The organism is Planctomycetota bacterium, from assembly GCA_018242585.1.
Lineage (GTDB): Bacteria > Planctomycetota > Planctomycetia > Pirellulales > PNKZ01 > JAFEBQ01.
Map to the genome: position 1 here is coordinate 43,044 of JAFEBQ010000011.1, position 20,699 is coordinate 63,742.

The 20,699-nt window shown below is 62.3% G+C and carries 17 protein-coding genes; 5 read left to right on the top strand and 12 right to left on the bottom strand.

All coding sequences use genetic code 11. The features are described from left to right. Window positions 1-63 precede the first annotated feature (63 nt). Window positions 64-897, top strand: coding sequence for a hypothetical protein (locus JSS27_06095; protein ID MBS0208509.1), 834 nt, complete (start codon window positions 64-66; stop codon window positions 895-897). 179 nt (window positions 898-1,076) lie between these two features. Beyond that, entirely contained in the window at window positions 1,077-1,766 is a 690-nt protein-coding gene (locus JSS27_06100; protein ID MBS0208510.1) for a class I SAM-dependent methyltransferase, read from the top strand. Window positions 1,767-1,779: 13 nt separating this feature from the next. Here the strand turns inward: JSS27_06100 and JSS27_06105 are convergent, their stop codons facing one another. From JSS27_06105 to JSS27_06125, 5 genes are all read right to left on the bottom strand, one after another. Continuing rightward, window positions 1,780-2,997 (bottom strand): tetratricopeptide repeat protein, encoded by a 1,218-nt coding sequence (locus tag JSS27_06105; GenBank protein MBS0208511.1) that lies wholly within the window; start codon window positions 2,995-2,997, stop codon window positions 1,780-1,782. Between the two features lie 219 nt (window positions 2,998-3,216). Next, window positions 3,217-4,467 carry a hypothetical protein gene (locus tag JSS27_06110; GenBank protein ID MBS0208512.1) on the bottom strand — a complete coding sequence of 417 codons (1,251 nt, stop codon included), beginning with the start codon at window positions 4,465-4,467 and terminating at the stop codon, window positions 3,217-3,219. A gap of 338 nt (window positions 4,468-4,805) precedes the next feature. Then, complete coding sequence (locus JSS27_06115; GenBank protein MBS0208513.1) at window positions 4,806-6,155, bottom strand: PQQ-like beta-propeller repeat protein; 1,350 nt, start codon at window positions 6,153-6,155, stop codon at window positions 4,806-4,808. 165 nt (window positions 6,156-6,320) lie between these two features. Continuing rightward, window positions 6,321-7,604, bottom strand: a complete 1,284-nt coding sequence (locus JSS27_06120) for a PQQ-like beta-propeller repeat protein (protein MBS0208514.1) — start codon at window positions 7,602-7,604, stop codon at window positions 6,321-6,323. A 25-nt stretch (window positions 7,605-7,629) separates the two neighbouring features. Continuing rightward, complete coding sequence (locus JSS27_06125; protein ID MBS0208515.1) at window positions 7,630-9,885, bottom strand: DUF1549 domain-containing protein; 2,256 nt, start codon at window positions 9,883-9,885, stop codon at window positions 7,630-7,632. 154 nt (window positions 9,886-10,039) lie between these two features. On the opposite strand from JSS27_06125, the gene JSS27_06130 reads away from it, so the two are divergent. Next, entirely contained in the window at window positions 10,040-11,122 is a 1,083-nt protein-coding gene (locus JSS27_06130) for a hypothetical protein (GenBank protein MBS0208516.1), read from the top strand. Between the two features lie 15 nt (window positions 11,123-11,137). On the opposite strand, the gene recJ is transcribed toward JSS27_06130, so the two are convergent. From recJ to JSS27_06150, 4 genes are all read right to left on the bottom strand, one after another. Next, window positions 11,138-12,901 (bottom strand): single-stranded-DNA-specific exonuclease RecJ, encoded by a 1,764-nt coding sequence (gene recJ / locus JSS27_06135; protein MBS0208517.1) that lies wholly within the window; start codon window positions 12,899-12,901, stop codon window positions 11,138-11,140. Window positions 12,902-13,040: 139 nt separating this feature from the next. Next, a complete protein-coding gene (gene rpmG / locus JSS27_06140; GenBank protein MBS0208518.1) occupies window positions 13,041-13,205 on the bottom strand; it encodes a 50S ribosomal protein L33 in 165 nt (54 codons plus the stop codon). 334 nt (window positions 13,206-13,539) lie between these two features. Next, window positions 13,540-15,348 carry an elongation factor 4 gene (gene lepA, locus JSS27_06145; protein ID MBS0208519.1) on the bottom strand — a complete coding sequence of 603 codons (1,809 nt, stop codon included), beginning with the start codon at window positions 15,346-15,348 and terminating at the stop codon, window positions 13,540-13,542. 76 nt (window positions 15,349-15,424) lie between these two features. Next, a complete protein-coding gene (locus JSS27_06150) occupies window positions 15,425-16,462 on the bottom strand; it encodes an ROK family protein (GenBank protein ID MBS0208520.1) in 1,038 nt (345 codons plus the stop codon). A 285-nt stretch (window positions 16,463-16,747) separates the two neighbouring features. Between JSS27_06150 and JSS27_06155 the strand changes: the two genes are divergently transcribed. Then, window positions 16,748-17,176 (top strand): hypothetical protein, encoded by a 429-nt coding sequence (locus JSS27_06155; GenBank protein ID MBS0208521.1) that lies wholly within the window; start codon window positions 16,748-16,750, stop codon window positions 17,174-17,176. A 157-nt stretch (window positions 17,177-17,333) separates the two neighbouring features. Continuing rightward, window positions 17,334-17,735 (top strand): hypothetical protein, encoded by a 402-nt coding sequence (locus JSS27_06160; GenBank protein ID MBS0208522.1) that lies wholly within the window; start codon window positions 17,334-17,336, stop codon window positions 17,733-17,735. 307 nt (window positions 17,736-18,042) lie between these two features. Here JSS27_06160 and JSS27_06165 read toward each other — a convergent pair whose 3' ends face one another. The 3 genes from JSS27_06165 to JSS27_06175 all read right to left on the bottom strand — a co-directional run. Continuing rightward, on the bottom strand, window positions 18,043-18,690 hold the full coding sequence (locus tag JSS27_06165) for a hypothetical protein (protein MBS0208523.1): 648 nt from the start codon (window positions 18,688-18,690) through the stop codon (window positions 18,043-18,045). Between the two features lie 13 nt (window positions 18,691-18,703). Next, window positions 18,704-19,627 (bottom strand): nucleoside phosphorylase, encoded by a 924-nt coding sequence (locus JSS27_06170; GenBank protein ID MBS0208524.1) that lies wholly within the window; start codon window positions 19,625-19,627, stop codon window positions 18,704-18,706. Window positions 19,628-19,675: 48 nt separating this feature from the next. Then, on the bottom strand, window positions 19,676-20,699 hold a 1,024-nt coding region (locus tag JSS27_06175; protein ID MBS0208525.1), incomplete at its 5' end, for a DUF3362 domain-containing protein.

Below are 20,699 nucleotides of genomic sequence, written 5' to 3' on the forward strand. Positions count from 1 at the left end.
CCAGGGCAGTCCAAAGCGGCGTTTCATTTCAGGGCCGGACGACGACACCCAGGAACGGCAACGATGCACGCGCGGGAACTGATCGAATTGGCGGCTTTTCTGACCACGCAAGGGGACTGGCTCGTCGCCAATCCCGATCGGCTCACTGACGCGGCCCATTTGCGCTACACGCGCGCCTCGCGGGCTCGCCTCGAACGCTGGAATCACTCGTTCGATGCCTGGTCGCGCGAAGGGGTACACGACCTCGAACGCAGTGAGCTCTTGTCCTCGTGCGAAGAGCTGATCACCAGCGACGTGCTGCTGCGCGTCTGGTCAACGCTCGTGGTCACCGTCGCGCGAACGCGCCCCGGCACCGAGCGCGAGCGAGAAACGCAAGATTTGTTCCACGCGCATCAACTGGCGGCCCAGCAGGTTTACGCGGCCCTGCTCGACGAATCGTTGGTGGCGTCGCACGACGCGCTCAGCTTGAACCGACTGCGTCGTCGCGTCGAAGGCTGGGCCGACGTGCTGGTCGGGCATTTGATCTCGGTCGGCTGTGTCGACCTGTTCGCGCCTCACCGCGATCGGGCCATCGAGTTCTCCCGCGAGGCGCGCAACCAGTCTGAACAAGAACCGCAGGCCTGGCGGCTGGTCCTGGCGTCGTTGCGGCTGGCCTTCCGGCCGGCGGCTGGGCGCGCGCCCCATGCCGCGCTGAACGCCGAAATCGCCGCGGCGATCGTTAGCGTTTTCGAGTCACATCTGTTGGCGTCGAATCCAAGTTTTGCCTCGCTGGGTCACTCGCTAGCCGGCGACCTCGACACCTCGGCTTCTGCGACGATCAGCGACGACGGCTGGCCCGTGATCGACGCCTCGCAGGCGTTCCTGATGACCGGCCGCTGGGACAGCCTGCGTCCGTAGGCTCAGCTTAGCTTGAGCGGCGCGAGCTCAACCCTTCTCCCTCCGGGAGAAGGTGGCCGAAGGCCGGATGAGGGTCCACTCCGCGCGCACCCTGGACAACGCGCCATCTTCAGCGACAATCGTCGCATCAAATCGCGTTCATCAGCGCGTTTCTCCCACCTCCACAACAACAGCAACTCATGTCGCAACCAGCCACCCACGCCTCGATCCTGCCCCGTGTCCTCGAACCCGAGTCGATGGACACGGCCGAGGAAGCCGCCGACTACGACGCCATGGATCACCGCGAGGTGAATGCCCGGTTCGTGGCCGATCTGCTGACCCAGCAGCCAGCAGAGAGCGAGATACTGGACCTGGGATGCGGCACCGCCCAGATTCCGATCGAGCTTTGCCGGCAATCGACGACCGCGCGGGTGGTGGCCATCGATCTGTCGGCCGAGATGCTGGCCTTGGCCAAGCGGAATCTGGCAGCGGCCGGCTGTGCCCAGCGAGTGCGCATCGAGCGCGTCGACGCCAAGGAGTTGCCCTATGGCGATGGTCGCTTCGCCACGATCATGTCGAACAGCATCGTCCATCACATTCCCGAGCCGCGTTTGCTGTTGGCCGATGCGTGCCGGGTTCTGGCGCCGGGTGGGCTGTTGTTCATTCGCGATCTGATGCGCCCCTATGACCAGGCCGCCATCGATCAAATCGTGGCGACCTACGCGGCTCACGATACCGAGCGGCAACGGGCCTTGTTCGCCGCATCGTTGGCGTCGGCGTTGCCGCTGGAAGAGATTCGCTCTCTGGTGTCCGAGTTGGGCTTTGCCCCCGAGACAGTCCAGCCGACCAGCGATCGGCATTGGACCTGGGCCGCGCGGAAGCCAAAGTAACCGCGCTCGTCGATCACTTGTTGTCCGCGTTGTCGGGTTGCGGGGCCGGTTTCGGATCGGCTGTGAGTGGTTCTTCGGTCGCCTTGGGCGTCACCGGCTCTTCGTAGTACGGCTTTCCTTCTTTGTAGAGGGCGAGCCGTTTTTCTCCTTCCTTGTGGTGCTTGTCTTTCCCCTTGGGGGTCAGTTCAATCGCCTTGGTCTGCCAGCGCACGGCATTCTCGAAATCGCCCAACTCGGCGCAGGCCGCCGCCAAGGTGGCGATCGGCAGCGCCTCGGTCCAGTGCGAAAGTTCACAGGCTTTCATCGCCATTTCCTTGGCCCGCTTGCCGTCGCGCAACTGGGCCCACGGCGAAGTGGCCCGAATCTGGGCCCAGCCGTAATAGCCCGGCCATTCGTGCGGCGCGATCTTCAACGCCTTGTCAAAGTCGGCCAGCGCGTCGGGATAGTCTCCCTGCTTGGTCAGCACCTTGCCCCGGTTGCAATAGGCCGATGACATCTCGGGGTTCAGCTCGATCGCCTTGTTCAAGTCGGCCAGTGCCTCGTCGAGCTTGCCTTGATCGCACATGTTGCAGCCCCGATTGGCGTAGGCCAGCGCGTTTTTGGGATCTTTGCGGAGCACCTCATTGAACTGCGAATAGGCGCGCTCGAACTCCCCCATGGCGTTCAAGGTCGCGCCCCGGTCGTTGTACGCCACCAGATTGCCTGGCTCGGTGCGAATGGCTTCGGTAAAGTCGGCCAGCGCGTCGTCGTAGCGGTGGAGCTGATAATAGGCCTTGCCGCGCAGCAGCGTCACCGTGGCGCTCCCAGGCTCCAATCGCAGCGCCTCGTTAAAATCCTTCAGCGCGTTTTCGTACTCGCCGTTCAGTTGCCAGGCGATGCCGCGCAGCGCGTAGGCGATGACGTTGTTTGGCTGGCGCTTGATCAGCCCGGCAAAATACTCAGGGGCGTCCGGTACGAGCAACGCCTCGTTCTTGGTGACCCAGGTCTTGTTCCCCAGGCTTAGCCAGTTGTCGCGGACCTCGCGAACCACGCCGGGGAGCGGAACGGCGTTCCAAGTGACGCGCTTTTCGTTGACCCACGGCCGGGCGGTTTCCTTGAGCAAAATGGCCCGATCGGTCCAGCCGTCGTCCTCGTCGGCCGCCCGCGCGTTGGGGGCCGCGGCGAGCGAACAAGCCAGGCATAGCCCCAGGAGACAAACCTTAAGCCGAGCGGCAAGCAGTGTTGCGTTCACGTGGACGGTCCTCACGGGGAGGTTCGCACCGCGAAGGGACCAGCGTAGGTCAGTGAGCCGGCACAGGGCCGATCGCGGCGGGTTCGTACTGTTGTATACGAAACCCGCCGAGATTTGGTCGGAAAAGTGAGCCGCGTTTGGCCGACGGTGCGCCAGAATCGGCAACGCCGGACGCGAAGATTACCGCCCGGTTAGACTTCTCGCCGGACCAGCCCGCGTTTACTGACCGCTCGATGCGCCGCGGGCCAAATACCATCCGCTGGCCAGTGGGTTGGTTTGCATAAAGTTCAACAGCAGCCCGGCTACCTTGGCCTGACCCGATTGGCTGGGATGGGTGCCGTCGCCGGCCAGATCCTCGCGCAACCAGACCAGCTTGTCGCCGCTGCGGGGCTTCACGCCGTCGCCCCACAGGTACGGCCCCCAGACCACGGCCGGCGCGACGACTGTCCCCTTGGCCGGGTCGCAATTCAGCCGCACGTCCCCCTTGGCCTGGTTTTGAATCACCCAACGATCGGCAAAGGCGCTTTCATAGGCATACGGCTCGGGGTTGAGCTGCGTCGAGGCATAGCCGGCATAGATGCGGCTCGACAGATACGCCATGCGTAAGTTCGGAAAGCGTTGCTTCAGGCGCTCGATCGTCAGGGTGATGTTCTCGGTCAATTCCTCGGCGTGCTTGGGAAAGTCGCCTTGCGCGGCCGGGTTGGCCTGGGCGTGCTTGATCCAGGCGGCCTGGACCTGGTTGGGACTGACGCCGGCCGATTGCAGCCGCTGGTCGAGGACCGGCCAGGGATCGACACCCTGCGGCGGTCGTATGCCCGCTGGCACGCCAACGGCGCCGCGAGCCCACACCGACGCCACGCGGCCACCCTGCGCCCCGTCGACCAGCACGACCTGCTTGGACTTCTTGGGGTCGTCGGCGGCCGCGCGCATGAACGCCGAGAACTCTTGCGTGGTATTCGACATGCCAATCGAGACCAGCACGATCTTGCCATCGGCGGCAGGTTCGCCTTGCGCGTTCAGCGGTTGAATCTGCTTGAGCTGCTGGTCGATCATGGCGCAGTGCTCGGAGGTCGGTTCGTTTCGGCCGCCGCCGTAGAGTCCGCCGTCTTGCCCTTTGTATTGATTGCTCCCCAACTCGGTCAGGGGCGTCATCCCGGTCGATTCCTTGGCCGGCGGCGCGTTGCCATTGGGGGAATTGCCCCCCGGGGCGTTCTGGCCTGGACCGCCGGGTTGATTCTGTCGGCCGGGCTGATTGCCGGGGCCGCGCCCGGCGCGCATTTCGGCCTTGGCCCGGTCGTAATAGGCCTGTTCATCGGCCGACAACTTTTCGCCGCTGGTGGCGCGCTGGTGAAGCTGCCGGGCCCGGTTCCAGTCGATCGGCGTCGATTCTTGGGCCGCCAGCCAAGCCGCAGCCGAGAAGAACAACACGCCGCCCATGACAAGCGTTGACAAGGATCGCGAGCGTAACATCGCATCGACTCCCGGTTTGAGAAGTGAGGAAGAGTTTATGTGAGCCGCCATTTTCATGCGGCGCTGGTTTGGCACAGCCCTCACGATGAAACCCCGCCGGGGGCGAATCAGACCGCGGAATTGTCCCTCCTTTAGCCCCCGGTCAATGACCGGGGGCGCGCGACATTGCGCAAGAATCAATGCTGCAATTCTCGGCACACGAAACGAGTACCGGGATCACCTTGGTTTGGACGCCACACGCTTCGCTGATTTGTGGTGTTGGCAAACACAAAGCCCCCGGTCATTGACCGGGGGCTAAAGGTTCAGTTCGTTAGTTAGCCAAAAGCCTGACGCCGAGATTACGACTTGATGTCGTAACACAGTAACGCGTCCTGCTCGCGCAAATATAGCTTCCCGCCCAGCACCACCGGGTGGGGCCAACTCGGCTTTTCCGAGTCGGGAATCTTGAAGGTTCCCTTCAACTTGTAACCATCGGGCGACGCTTCGATGAGCGCCATCGTGGCGTCCTGGTAGCGGAAGTACATGTGCCCGTCGGCATAGGTCACCGCCGCCGAACCGCTGCCGACTGGGCGTCCTTCGACTTGCCAGACGATCTTGCCGGTCTTCCACTCGACACACATCGGGATCCCCTTGTTGTGTCCGTGGCCCAGAAAAATGTAGTCGCCCAGCATCACCATGCCGCCGTGGTGGTTCTGCATTTCCTTGCCGGGATGGTAATAGACCTCCTCGGCTTCAAACTTGGTCCCTTTGCGCGCGATCTTGAGCAGCGCGGTGCCCCCTTCTTTGTAGCCGCTCGACGCGAACACATAGTCGCCGTTGACGATGGCCGTCGGAATCACCGCGGTCGGATTGGTGATCCGGTTATAGTGCCACAGCAGCTTGCCGTTCTTGGCATCGACGCTGATCACGCCGCGTCCGACCAGGGTGATGTACTGCTTCACACCGCCGGAGTTCGAATTGACGATCGACGAGTACGCCGCCCCGTCCTTGCCACCTTCGCCCAGGAACGGCTTGCCCTCGGCGTCGTTCGAGGGAACTTCGGTCGCCCAAATCTTGGCGCCGGTCTTCTTGTTCAGCGCGGCGACCATCGCGTTTTGCGCGCCCGGGGTACACAGCAGCTTGTCCCCATCGACCAGCGGCGACTCGCTGAAGCCCCAGCCCGACATCATCTTGCCACCGAAATCCTTCTCGAAGTTCTTCTTCCAAACGGTCTTGCCGGTGGCGGTTTCCAGACAGATCAAATCGCCGCTGGTACCCACGGCATAGAGCAGGTTCCCATCGACGGTCGGCGTGCAGCGCGGACCCGAGTAGTTGGCGTCCTTCCACTTGGGGCCGATGACCGTCGCCCACAGTTCCTTGCCGTCCTGGCGGCTCAGGGCAAAGACCAACTGATCCTCGCCCCGTTCGCCCATGGTGTAGATGCGATCGCCGGCGATCGAGATGCTCGAGAAGCCGGTCCCCAGGCCGGAGGCTTTCCAGAGTAGCTTGGGGCCGTCGGTGGGCCACTCGCGCAGCAAGCCGGTGTCGGTGCTCAGATCATCGCGATTGGGACCGCGCCATTGCGGCCAGTCGAGCAAGTAGTTTTTCTTGGACGAGTCAGCGGCCAGCGCGGTCAACACGCCGCCGGTGACGACAACGCCAACCAGGCAGATCAAGACACGGACGAAACTCGATTTCGGGCGGGTCATCGTTCCGGAATCCTTTATGGCAAGGCGGGGATTTGGGCAGGGTGTGAACAGTTTAACTCCGGCCGCGGCGACCGGGGAGAGTGATTCGGGATTTCAGCGGTTTGTAGGCCTCGGGGATGGGTTCCCTGAGCTTGTGCTGCTGGAACTGTAGTGGCTTGGCGAACATTAGTTTTTGGCTTGGGCGGCCGCCGGAGCGCCCCCCTGTTCGAGCCGGTACAAGGCCGCGTCGGTTCGCAGGTAAAGGGCCCGCCCCAGGACCATGGGCGAGGCCATGTGCCGAGCGCCAAGTTGATTCTCGGCCAGCAGCTTGTACTCGCGACCCGGCGCCAGGACGTAGAACTTGCCTTCCTCGCTGCCAAAGTAAATCTTGCCGTCGGCGAACACCGGCGAGGCCGAGAAGTTGCCCCCCAGCCGTTCAGTCCAGACCGACTCACCCGTCTTGGCGTCGACACATGAAGCGATTCCCTTGTCGGCCACCATGTAGATCAAATCGCCAATCAACAACGGCGAAGGGTTCTGGGGCACGGCCTTGGGAAACTTCCAGGCGGCATTCGTCTCGGTGATGTTGCCAACTCCCTCGGGGCGAATGGCGTACAGCGTCGTCTTGTTGTAGCCCGAGCAAATGTACAGCAGCCCGTGACCGAACAGCGGCCGCGGCACGTTGGAAAAGCCCGGCTGGTAGTCAAAGACCCAAACTTCCTTGCCGGTCAGCGGCTCATAGGCAAACACGTGCCAGGCGGCCGGACTGACCAGCAGGTCGCGCCCGCCGACGTTGATCACTAGCGGCGTGCAGTAACCCTTGCGAAAGTCATCGCGCTCGGCCAGTGCAGCCGAACGGGCCGTCTTCCAGGCCAGCTTGCCAGTACTCTTATTAAGCGCGGCAATGAACTGCACGTCGGTGCCGTCGCCGTGGAAGATCATCAGTTCGCCGTAGATAATTGGCGAACTGCCCGGGCCTTCCTTGTGGTCGACAGGCAAGTCAGTGTTGGTCCACAACACTTTGCCAGTCTTGGTATCGACGCAGGCCGAGCCATAGGTGCCAAAGTGCGTGTAAAGCCGATCCGCTTCGAGTACCGGCGTGGGCGAGGCGTGCGAGTTCTTGGTGTTCTTGGGCACGGCGACGAGCGTTGGCAACAGCTCGATCTCATGCACCAGCTTGCCACTGGCCACGTCAACGGCTAGTGCCCGCAGGCTGAGCTTGTCTTCTCCGACCGGGACCGCCGTGGTCATCCAGATCGTCCGACCGTCACTGACCGGCGACGACCAGCCCTCGCCCGGCAGCGGGCAGCGCCAGACGACGTTCTCGGATTCGCTGAACGCGGTCGGCAGGCCAGTTGCTTGAGCGTGCCCCTGCCCGCCCGGCCCGCGAAACTGCGGCCAGGTGTCGTCGGCGCGTGCCGTTGCACAAACGGCGAGTATCAGGCCAAAAATGGCGATGAATCGTCGCATACAGCAGATGCTCGCAGTGATGCCACTATTGCCGCAGCAAGAACTCTTTCGAGTTCACCAGGCTCCACAGCACGTCTTCCAGTCCTTGGCGGCGATCCTTTTGCTGGGCCACGTGCGAGGCCAGCGCGCCGCGCACCTCGGCGCTCGGCGGCCGGCTGAGCGTGGCCCAGAACAATTGGTCGATAATCTGGTCGTCGCTTTGCTTGTCAGTAATCGCCCGGGCGATCCGATTGTCGGCCGCGGTCAACAGCTCGTTCACCACGCCCCCCGAGACCATCTGGAACGTCTGTCCCAGCGTCACGTCGCTCGACCGCTCGCATTCGCACGACAACTGCCGGGCCGGCTTGCCGAACTTGAGCAGGAATTGCTCCTCGGGGCCGATCGCACCGTTGCGCGATTTGTCGGTTCGCAAGCCCGGGATCTGCACGGCGCGCAAGCCCGCCGGAAACCCCTTGAAGCGGGACGGCGTGCCGGTCGCCTGGTGCAGCGCGTCGAGCAATGGTTCGGCCGACAAGGCCCGGGCCACCTGGTGCGAGTAATTCAGCTCGTCATCGGCGTTGGTGCTGTTGGTTTCGGACGCCATCTGGTAACTGTGCGAGTTCATGATCAAGCGGATCAGATGCCGCAAGTCGAAGCGGTGCGACTTAAACTCAGCGACCAATGCGTCGAGCAGCTCGGGATGGCTGGCCGGATTGGTGGCTCGGAAGTCGTCGATCGGCTCGACCAGCCCGCGCCCCATCAGGTGGAACCAGATGCGGTTCACTTGCACCGGCGCGAACAGCGGATGGTTCGGCTGGCGAATCCAGTCGGCCAGCGATTCCAGGCGGTCGGCCCCCGAATCGAGCGGCTTCTTCGTGGCCAGCAACTGGGCCGGCACGTCCTTGCCGGTGTCGGGATTCTTGACCTCGCCAGTTTCCGTGACGTAGACGATCTGCTCGCCGTCAAACTCATGTTTGTCGTTGCGGTCATTACGGCGGTTTTCGACGATCTTGTAGTCCACTCGGGCAAAAACGCCTGCCCAGCGGTAGTAATCGTCTTGCGTCCAGTGATCGAACGGGTGGTTGTGACAGCGGGCGCATTGCAGCCGTACGCCCAGGAACACCTGGCCAATCGCCTCGGCGCGGGTGATCGGGTCGCGATGAGCGCGATAGAAATTGGTCGGCGGGTTGCTGTACGTGCTGCCCCGCGCGTCGAGCATGTCGGCCGCGAACTCGTTCAGCGGTTGCCCTTCGGCAATCGCCTGCCGAATCCAATGGTGAAAAGCCTGAACCCCTTTGCGGTCGAGCGTTCGCTCCTCGGCCCGCAGCAAGTCTGCCCACTTCATCGCCCAAAAGTCGGCGAACTCGGGCTCCTCGAGCAATGCGTCGATCAGCCTGGCCCGCTTGTCAGCTGCGGTGTCGGCGGCAAATTGCCCGGCCTCGTCAATCGAGGGTAAACGACCGAGCAGGTCGAGGTAGGCTCGCCGGGCGAACACCGTGTCGGTACACAGCTGTGACGGCGCAATGCGCAAGCGTTCGAGCTTTTGCATCACGAACTTGTCGACGACGTTTTTGACCGGCGGGTTCGGCCAGCGGAAATCGGCATGTTCCGAGACAAAGGCCAGGCGCGCCGTCGCTTGCTGGTGCAAATAGCGCACCAGCACCGACGTCTCGCCGAATTGCTGGCGCGTGACAACGCCATCGGGCGAAACCGTGACGATCGGCGTCGACGGTGTATAGACCGCCCAGCGTGTCACGTCGCGCTCGGCGCCATCGGCAAACTTGGCGACCGCTCGGATGGGCACTTCGGTCTCGTTGGCTGGGACGAATCGCACGCGCGGCTCGACCTTGATGCCGACGAGTTTGGGGAGATCGGCCGGGTCGCTCGGCGCGCCCTGGGCGATCCAATCGCGCAGAGTGTTGTATTCCAGCGAGCCGGGCCGGAACCGCGCGCCGCCCCCGTGGGGCACGGCCGCGATGGCCTTCAACAGCAGCAGGCTCTGCTCTGGTTGCTCGACGTTGACGCGGCGATTGAATTGCTCGCGCAGCAGAATCCGGTAATCGATCTCGGGGGACTGGCCGCGCAGCGAAAGCTTAAAGCCGTTCTTGCCGTTCTGGTTGCCGTGGCAGGCCCCCTGGTTGCAGCCGGTGCGCGACAGCACCGCCATCACGTCCCGCTCGAAGCTAACCGTGTCGGCCGCGCGAACCGCAGGCGCAGTCCACGACATCAATGCGATCGTCAGCAGCAACAGCGCCAGACGGGCGAACCCCAAGGGGCGATGGCGCAAGCGAGGGGCACTCATCAACGGCTCACGGCGGGGGTAAATGCGGCAGGCGGGCAGAACCTTAGTCTAGTTGAGCCGCCCGGTTTCTGACAACCTTTTCTGGGCCATTGTCGGCCGGCCGGGTGTGAACCGAGCTTGACTAATAGCAATGATTTACGTACTTTCCGGCCCCATGTTTCGCCACCGCCTCATTGTGATCGCTTGCCTGTTGACGCTGCCCGCGCTGGCGCGCGCGCAACAGCAGATCGATCTGGCCCCCATCGATGGTGTTCTGATCCTGGCCAATGGCCAGACGATCCATGGCAAGATCGCCCGGGCCGGCGACCAGTACATCATCGCCATCGACACCGGCGAGATCAGAATCAAGGCGGCCGACGTCGACCTGGTTTGTCGCAGTCTGGAAGAAGCCTACGAGCGGAAGCGCGCCGCGATCACCAACGCCGAAGCGCACGAGCACCTGGAACTGGCGCTGTGGTGCGTCCGCTACAAGCTGTTCAACCCGGCGGCGCGTGAAATCAGCGTCGCCATGCAGCTCGATCCGACCCATCCCAAGATTCCGTTGGTCGAACGTCGCTTGCAGTCGGCCATGACCGAAGTCGACGATGCACCGCCCGAGGCCACCAGCGCCAAGAGCGTCTCGAACGAAGAGCTTGATCGCCTGGTCCGGTCGTTACCCGAAGGGACCGTCGACACCTTCACTCACTCGGTTCAGCCGTTGTTGATCAACAGTTGTACAACCACGGGTTGTCACGGGCCCAACGCGACGAACAGGCTGAGCTTGTTCCGGATTCCCATGGGGCGGACGCCAAGTCGCCGCCTGACCCAGCGCAATTTGCACGCGGCCATCGCTCAGGTCGACATGTCGAACCCCGCTGCGAGTCCGCTACTGACCGTGCCTCTCAAGGAGCACGGGGGTCGCAAGACGCCGCTGTTTACGAGCCATGAAATGACCCAGTATCGGCAGCTTGTCGCCTGGGTCTATCGCGTGTCCCGTTCGTCGGTGCCCCTGGACGCGCGGCCGCAACAAACCGTCAAGCGCCCCGACGAACGCGGCGAGACGCTCTTGCAGAACTCACCGGCCCGACCGAACGCGAGCCTGTTGGACACCGCCGTGGTCGACAACGCGCCGGCCAAAGAAGGCGAAGCGCCAGCCAAGTCGGCGACCGCCGCGGCCGCGAAAAATGATGCGGCATTCAAGCCTCGCGATCCCTTCGACGCCGATGTCTTCAACCGGCGATACCACGGCGCACCGTAGGGCCGTTCGATTCGCCTAGCTCAGCGCTTCGGCTGCTTTCGTCGCTCGCCAGTCACTGATTTGCACTTCGACGCGCCGCGCGCCTTGGAAGGTGTTGATCGTCGGGCGGAAGACCACGTCGATCGGGCCATCGATCGCCGTTAGCTCTTCGAGCCATTCGCCGCCTCCGAACGCCACGCCGCGCATGCGAACGCCGTCCTGTTCAAGCCGTAGTGACAAATGCCGCCCGCCGCCGCCGATTTGCTTGGGAGGCTCGCACAGCGACAGCCCCGTGGCGCAAAACAACGGCCGGCGATTCCCCTGGCCAAACGGGGCCAGGCTTTCAATCTGCTCGACCGTGGCATGCGTCAGCAGGCCCAGCGGCAACTCGGCATCGATCAGCAGTTCGGCTTGTCGCGCCGGCGCTTCTTCCTGGTCGAGGACCAGTTGGCAGAACTGTTCGCGGAACGTGTCGAGCTTCCGCTCTTCGACCTTCAGCCCCGCCGCCATCGCGTGACCGCCGTGACCGACCAGCCATTGGCTGCAGCCGGCCAGCGCTTCGTGCAGCGCGAAACCTGGCACGCTGCGGGCCGAGCCGGTTCCTGGCTTCACCCCCAGCTTGTCGAGGGCCACCAGGATCACCGGGCGGTGGAACTTCTCGACCAAGCGCCCGGCGACGATGCCGATAATGCCCGGGTGCCAATCGTAATCGGCCAGCACCAGGGCTGGATCGTTCTCAGGATCGAACTTTTCCTGGGCCTGCTTGTTGGCCGCCAGGTAAATGCTCCGCTCCAGGCTCTGGCGGCTGGAGTTCAACTCGTTCAGGTATTCGGCCAGCGCCGTGGCGCGCGACTCGGAAGTGGTCGTCAGCAGCTCGATGCCCAGTTGCGCCTGCCCCAATCGGCCGGCGGCGTTCAACCGCGGGGCGATTGTAAAGCCAATGTCTTCGGCGTCGAGGGCGGGCTTGTCGGCAAGATTGGCCAGCTTCATCAACGTCGTCAGCCCCAGCCCGGCGTTCTCTTTCAGCGACCGCAGGCCGTACTGGACCAGGACGCGATTCTCGTCAACCAGCGGCACGCAATCGGCCACGGTGCCGATGGCCGCCAGGCCGACCGCTTGGACCAGGAACGCCCGCATCCGTTCCGAGACCTTGGTCGAGTTATTGGCCCGCTGGCAAATAGCCCAGGCCAGCTTGAACGCCACGCCGGCGCCGCAGAGCCCGCCGAACGGATAGTTCGTGCCGGGCAATCGCGGGTGAACGAGCGCGACCGCCTGGGGCAACTCGGGGCCCGGCTCGTGATGATCGGTGATGATCAGCTTCAGGCCGATCTGGGCCGCGGTGGCTGCTTCGCTGGGGCTGGCAATGCCACAGTCGACGGTGATGACCAGCTTGGCCCCTTGTGCGGCCAATGTGCGCAGCGCCTCGTCATTGAGCCCGTAGCCTTCTTCCATCCGGCTGGGGACGTAGGTGCCGACGTCAGCGCCGAGCAGTTTCAAGCACTGTGACAAGATGCTGGTGGCTGTCATCCCATCGACGTCGTAATCGCCATAGACGACGATTCGCTCGCGGGCTTCGATGGCCACGTAGATCGCTTCGGCCGCGGCTGTCACGCCGGGCAACAGCGACGGGTCGCGCAAGTTGCTGAGCTTGGCTTCCAGAAACAGCCGGGCCGTTTCGGCCGTATCGACGCCACGACTGAGCAGCAGTTGGGCCACGATCGGCGAGACACCGGCGGCACGCTGTAGGGCGTGTTGGCGGTCGAGATCGCGCGGGGCGATGCGCCAACATTTACGGGTCATCAGAACCGATTCCGTGGTTGCTGTTCGAGCAGCGAAACTGACCGCGTGGGAAGAATGCTCGCACTGGGGGAGCGTCGGCCCCCGGTCATTGACCGGGGGCTAAAGGACATTCGCCGCGCGCGATCACGCGCGGCGAAATTTACTTCTTCTTTTCGGTATGGGGCGTGTGCTTGCGCAGCCGCGGACTGTACTTGCTGAGCTTCAGCTTCTCGCCACCTTGCTTGTGACGAATGGTGTAGTTGTAGTCGCCGGTTTCGTCGCAGACGAGAAACACGGTTTCGACCTTCTTCTTCGACTTAGCCATGACACACGACCCTGAGAACGGAATGCGATAAAAGTTGACCTACAAACGAATTGCGTAGTTTAGCCGATCGGGCCGAAAGACGGAAGAGGGTGGAATGTGCGGAGGAAACGATAAACGCGAAACGATGAACGATAAATGGGGGACGCAAGCGTGACGCTGAGCTGGCTAATCGGCGACCACGATCACCGCCATTTAAGATTCAGAAGCGATATCGACGAGCATCCAAATCACGCCAGCAAGCGCCAGCCAGCCGCAAATTAAGACAGCTCGTCGAAATACTCGCCATCCTGTTGTCCGCTCGTTCATCGTTCATCGTTTCGCGTTGATCGTTCCCTTATGTCTCGTTGCCCGTTTCGAGCACGGCCAGGAACGCCTTCTGGGGGATTTCGACGTTGCCGATGGCTTTCATCCGCTTTTTGCCTTCGCGCTGCTTGGCCCACAGCTTGCGCTTGCGCGTGATGTCGCCACCATAGCACTTGGCCGTCACGTTCTTGGCCATGGCCGACAACGTCTCGCGCGCGATGATCCGCGAGCCGATGGCCGCCTGGATGGCCACCTCGAACATGTGCCGCGAGATTTCCTGACGCAGCTTTTTCACGATCGCTCGGCCGCGCCGCTCGGCGTCGCGCCGATCACAAATGATCGATAGCGCGTCGACCTGGTTTCCCGCCACCAGGATGTCGAGTCGTACCAGGTCGGCCTCGTAATAACCCTTCAGCTCGTAGTCCATCGTGCCGTAGCCGCGGGTGACGCTCTTCAGCTTGTCGTGCAGGTCGTAAATCACCTCGGCCAGCGGCAGATCATAGACCAGCATCGCCCGCGTGGTTCCCAAGTATTCGGTCTTGATGTAGATGCCGCGGCGGTCGGTACACAACTGCATCACCGGCCCGATCTGATCGACCGGGATGACAAAGCTGACGCGAACGATCGGCTGGCGAAACTCCTTGATCGAGCCCGCGTCGGGCACCTGTTGCGGATTGTAAATTCGCAGCAACTCGCCATTGGTCAGCAGGATTTCATAGGTCACGTTCGGCGCGGTTTGCACCAAGTCGAGGTCGGCCTCTTGTTCGAGTCGCTGTTGCACGATTTCCATGTGCAACAGGCCCAGGAAGCCGCAGCGGAAGCCGAAGCCCAAGGCGTCGCTGGTCTCGGGCTCGAACTCGAAGCTGGGATCGTTGATCGCCAGCTTGTCGAGCGAATCGCGCAGCTCCTCGAAGTCTTGGCCATCCGAAGGGTACAAACCGCAATAGACCATCCGCTTGGGCTCTTGATAACCCGGCAACGCCTTGGCCCCTTCGTCCCCTGGAATGGTGACCGTGTCGCCGATGTGGACCTGGCCCAGCGATTTGATGTTGCAGATCAGGTAGCCGACCTCGCCGGCTGCCAGTTCGTCGCACGCCTTGCGCTGGGGCACGAACTGGCCCAGTTCCAGGACTTCGTGCGTGGCTTCCCCTTTGAGGAAGCGGATCTTCTGGCCGCGCTTGACGGTTCCCTGCATGACGCGGACATAGGTGATCGCCCCGCGGAACTCGTCGTAGTGCGAATCGAACACCATCGCTTGCAGCGGCGCGTCGGCGTCTCCCGACGGCGGCGGCACCCGATCGACGACCGCTTGTAACAACTCGATCACACCTTTGCCCGTCTTGCCGCTGCACGGCAGAACCTCGAACGGATCGATGCCGAGGGTGCTTTCCATCTCGGCCATCACCTCGTCGGTGCGCGCGTGGACCAGGTCGACCTTGTTGACCACCGGAACAATCGTCAGGCCGGCATTGATCGCGGCATAGGCGTTGGCCATGGTTTGCGCCTCGACACCCTGGAAGGCGTCGACCAGCAGCAGCGCCCCTTCACAGCAAGCGAGGCTGCGTGAGACTTCGTAGTGAAAGTCGACGTGGCCTGGCGTGTCGACCAGGTTCAGCTCGTATTGCTCGCCGTTCAACTCGTAACGCATCGACACGGCCCGGGCTTTGATCGTGATGCCGCGCTGCCGCTCGAGTTCCATGTCGTCGAGCAGTTGTTCCTGCATCTCGCGCTTCGAGACGGTGCCGGTCAGCTCGATGAGCCGGTCGGCCAGCGTGCTTTTGCCGTGGTCGATGTGGGCAATGATGCAGAAGTTACGGATGTGTTTAACGTCGAAAGGCAAGGCGATTTCCTCTGGCAAATGTCAACGGACGCGGTCAGTGAGCCTTGGCAGATTGGCCCCGGCCGACGATGCGCCCTTATTTAGCTTTGTTCTTTACCGCCAGCCGGGCGATGCCGGCGGCGCCGATGTACCCGGCGTCGCCCCCCAACGTGGCATATACAATTTGTACGCGCTCGGCCGGCACGGGAAATGCGCGGTGGCGGACTTCCTCGCGAATTCGCTCGATAAATCGGCGTCCCAGGGGGGACGCGTCGCCGCCGAATGTCATCGCCCCGCCGATCACCACGGCGACTGGGTCGATGGCGTGGATCAGCGTCACGCAGCCGACCCCCACATACTTGGCTGTGTCGAGCACGATTTCCAGGGCCAAGGCGTCGCCGCGCTGGGCCTCTTCGCCCACGAGGATCGGCGTCAACTGCTCGCCCCTGGCCAATCGTTCGGCAATCGAGCTAGCTCGTCCGGCGACGAGCGCCTCTTGGGTCCGCTTGATGACGGCCGTGGCGCTGCCATAGGCTTCGAGGTGGCCGGTCTGGTGACAGCCGCACAATCGGGCGTCGTCACGATAGTCGATGATAATGTGCCCGCACTCGCCGCCGTTGCTGTTCGCACCGTCCAGCACGTGATCGTCGAGAATGATCCCGCCGCCCACTCCGGTGCCGAGTGTCAGCATCACAATGCTGCGAAAGTCGCGGCCGCAGCCGATCCAGAATTCGCCATACGCGGCCGCGTTGGCGTCGTTGGCAAAGCTGACCGGCAAGTGGCAGTTGGCGACCACCGCGTCGACCAGGCGGAAGTTTTCCCAGCCGACCAGGTTGGGCGATTCGAGCAGCATCCCTTGTTCGATGTCCATTGGGCCGGGCGAGCCGAGTCCCACGCCGGCCACGTCGCTCGGCTGCAAGCCGGCCTGGGCAATCACGTCGAGCACGGCACGGCCGATCTTGGCGGCCCCTTGCTCGGGGCCCTTGGGAACCTCGGTCGGCACCTTGGTCCAAGCCAGCGACCGCCCCAGGTCGTCGACCAGCCCGACTTTGATTCCCGTTCCTCCCAGGTCGGCCCCGACATAGAACGGAGCCTGGGCCTGATCGCGGGAAATGAACGTACGTTGATAGGCCATAAGCGTTTCGAGCGCAGGGAACGAGCGGTCAGGCGGTACATCGACGGGGGCGGCGACGAGCCAAAAGTATAGAAATTGGCCAACGAATGGGCAATTGCTCCACCCAGGTGTCCAACTGCCCAAAATGACGCCGTTAATGTTCTGGCCAAAGGGGCTTAGAACGCATGGGCCGCTCGTGGGGCGGCGGTGCTGGCGCCGTTGCCTTGGTTGGTGAGCGAAATCTCAGTTTGACTTTCCTGGGCAAACAGCGGTAGTGTTGATGGAAGAGTTTCAGAGGCTTTCGCCATGCATCGAATCGTTACCGCGCTGCTCATCGCCGCCCTGCCGGGGTTGCTCATGCCCCCGGGGGCGTGCAGCTGCCGGCTGTTGGGCTTTGAGAGCGTTTGTTGCCGAGCGGGCCAGACGAGCGCCGAAGCCTCGCCCCAGACGCCGGCTGGTTCGTGTTGTTGCCATGCGAAGCCAAGCAGTGCCAGCCCCGCGCCGGTCGTGACCAATTGCTGTGCCGTGCAGAACGGGACCGGTTGCGAGTGTGGCTGCTCGCGCGAGGCGCCACGGCTGGAGAGCAAGCAGCGTTTTGCTCCAGCGATTGCGGTGAGCCCGTTGTTCTACACCGCTGGCGTGCCCATGACGGTGGGCACGCATCCCGTGGTCGTTCCCTTCACCGACCTGCCGGCGCCCGATCTGGGGCCGCTGCTCTGCCGCTGGCGCTGCTAATCGGCGGCGCTGCGCGCGTGCTATGCCCCGCGTGAGAGAATCGCGGAGTTATTGCGCGCTTCTCGACCACAGCGCCCCCGGTCATTGACCGGGGGCTAAAGAGTCTGCCCGACTTTGTGTTTATTCGTTCACGTAACTTTCAATCAGGATTCTCGATATGAAGACTTCCATGTTCACTCGGCGTAACTTGTTTGGTTTGTTCGGCGGCGTGACGGCGCTGGCCTTGGCCCGTTCGGTTTGGGCCGCCGAAGGGAAAGTTTCGGACACGTGCGTCAAGACGTGTCAGGAATGCGCGGCCGCGTGCAAGAACTGCACGGCTTGCTGCAAGGTAGACCGGCCCGAGTGCTCGGCCATGTGCGACGCGTGCCACCACATGTGCTCGGTGTGCGCGATCGCCGTGTCGAAGCAGTACGCCAACGCGGCGCAAATTTGCGCGGCTTGCGAAAGCATGTGCCGGCAGTGCGCCGAGATGTGCCTGAAGAGCAAAATGGAATGCTGCAAGATGTGCGCCGACAAGTGCGTGGCGTGCGCCGACGCGTGCAAAGCCGCTCGTGGTTAATCGCCGCGAAGCTCTTCAGTATTGTTCAGGGCGCCTCGTGTTGGATGCCACAAAGCCTCCGGTCATTGACCGGGGGCTAATTTTTGCGCGAAGCGATTGGCGCACTCAGCGGTGCGACTCCCCGTAGGGCACACGGTGCATCTTATGTCGACATGGAAGGCCGAGCGTCGTTGGGGGCGTCCACGGCTTGCTCGCGCCCGAGCCACGCAGGCGGGCTATCGGGTCGAGCCCGGCGTGGTACATGAACGCCGCGATGTTATGAGTATGCCGGGCTGCAATCTCCAAATTGCCGCACGCTTTCTAATTATCACTTCGACTTCAACCAACCGAGCTTTCGCCCGTCAGTGACACTGAATCGCTCGTCGAGGTAATATGCGAGTGCTCCTGCCAAAATACGTTCGGCGTTCACCTCGTCGTATCCAAGGTCCCTACGCAGCGCAATCCATTGATCTTGCAGTGCTGCCTGGATCATCATGCTGCAATCTTCCGCAGAATGGCCACCGTCGTAAGGTCTGTTTGTTGAGATGTACGGCCTTATTTCCCGTACGGGATCGATATTCGCAAACGGACTCTGGTCGACCACAAGCAGCATGACTGCGCTGAAGAAACCATCGCCGTATCGGCTTTCAGGCTGTTGGAGTGCGGCATCTAGGCGCAATCCGAATCGCTGAATCTCGTTCGACTCATCGGTGGCACGAACTTTGCGACCTAGAAGCGCTTCGTTTAATTCTGCGTCCCAAGCCTCGGTCTTGTAGTCATATATTTGGTCTTGCTTGTTGAAGAACTGAAGCGACAGTTGGGCAGGCTCAAAGCCCAATGCTGCTCGCGGTCGAATGATCTGGATCCTTGCCGCGCTGAACTCCGGTTTCTGCTGTTGAAAATCAAGGAGGCGGACGAGCGGGTGGCTGTATCGCTCGGTCCTTTCTGTCTTGAAATAGCTATCCAAATCGGGCATGTGCTATCTCCAATTACTCGGTAAGTACACTGTCAGCTTTCTTGAGCGCCGCAAGGACGAATCGAACGGCGTTAAGGCATGCTTCCGCCCGCCTGCCTTTGACTTCCACGCGTTGTTGGTCATCCGCAAAGTCGGAGATCCCTTTCACCACAACCCAAACAGGTTCGGCTTTCTTGCTTGCCGACAACAAGCCGACGCCTTCCATCTCGCCGCCTACGTAACCACCGAGGCTCGTACCACCGGTGATAGCGGCCAACAACTCTCGCAAGTATAGCTGGCTGCGGATTCGAGAACCGCCAGATAGTATGCCCCCGGAGTGGGTCGTGAAGCTGTGCTTGCCCTCCTTGCGTTCCCGTTCGAGCAGGTTGAGGAGTGACTGTTTAGGGGAGAACTTCTTCGTTTCTTGGTAATCGATGATGTAGCGATCTGGTTGGCCGTTTTGCGCTGGGGCATGCTCGATTACGCGATAATCATATGGGAATATCCATTTCGAAACGAGTACGTCTCCGTGCTGCTGTGCGTTTCGGTCGATCCCAAACGCCATTCCGACTTGGATGATTGAGGTCGCCGAACTCGCGGCCCGAAGAATGATAGCTTGCGAGGCCGACCCTTGATGGAACAACGATCCCATGCGCGTCTTGACCGCTCGCACACGGTTGGGGCCAATCGTTCCCAGGTTGAAGTAGGTTCCTACACGCGCGTCGTTCCGTTCATCGAACAGAATTCCAAGCTCTCTCGCACCATTTTCAAGCTGCTCACGCTCTGTCTGCGTGGAAACGAAGATCAGAACGTCGCATTTCAAATCATCAACGGAGTTATCCGCTTTGTGCCTTCCAAACATCTGAATCAGCCCACAGATTCCTCGCCTTGTCGCTTGAAGACGATCATGTAATTCCTGATACGCGCCAACGTCCGAGCCCTGGGACTTTGTTTCCATTATTCAATACTGCTCGGAAAAACCATTTTGTCGTGTTGAAGTTTACGTCTAGCGCGACCTTCTTCGGGCGGTTTTGCGCCCCGGGCGATAGCCGGCTTTGGGTTCGGCCGAGCCTGCTTGATGGCGCGAGGTGCGGCCTTTGTCGCCGCGCGGGCGGCTTTTCTGTTCCAAGTCGCGGTTGGCTTGCTCGCGGCGGGCGTGCAAGGCCTCGCGCGGCGGGTTGGCCGGAATCAGGCAATCGCAGCCGGCGCCGATCAGGTCGTGCCGGCCGGCGTGTTCGAGCGCGCGGCGGACCTCGAAGTAATTGTCCGGCTTGAAGAATTGCAGCAATGCCCGTTGCATCTTCCGGTCGCGCACCGCGCGGGCCACATAGACGGGCTTCCGGGTCATTGGGTCGATGCCGGTGTGATACATGCACGCCGCGATATCGAACGGGCTGGGAATAAAGTCCTGGACCTGGTCGGGCCGGTAGCCGTTCCGCTTCAGGAATAGCGCCACTTCAATCATGGCGTCGATGTCGCTGCCCGGGTGGCTGGCGATGAAGTACGGCACCAGGTACTGCTTCTTGCCGGCCCGTTGTGACGCCTTGCGGAACTCGTTGGTGAATTCCAGGAAGTCGTCGGCATCGGGCTTCTTCATCAGGTTCAGCACGTTGGGGTCGACATGTTCGGGCGCGACCTTCAAGTGACCGCCGACGTGATGTTCGGTCAGCTCGCGCATGTACTCCGGACTGCGCCGCGCCAGGTCCATGCGAATGCCGCTGGCAACGAACACCTTGCGCACGCCCGGCTCTTGCCGCGCGGCGCGCATCAGTTGAATCAGCGGCCCGTGGTCGTCGCCAAGCAACTTGCAAATCGTCGGATGCACGCACGACAGCCGCCGGCATTTGGCTTCGACGTCGGGGCGTGTGCAACGCATCTGGTACATGTTGGCTGTCGGGCCGCCGATGTCGCTGACCACGCCCGTAAACTCCGGGTCGGCCGTCATGCGGCGAATCTCTTCGACCACCGACTGCTGGCTGCGGCTTTGAATGATGCGCCCCTCGTGGGCCGTGATCGAGCAGAACGTGCAG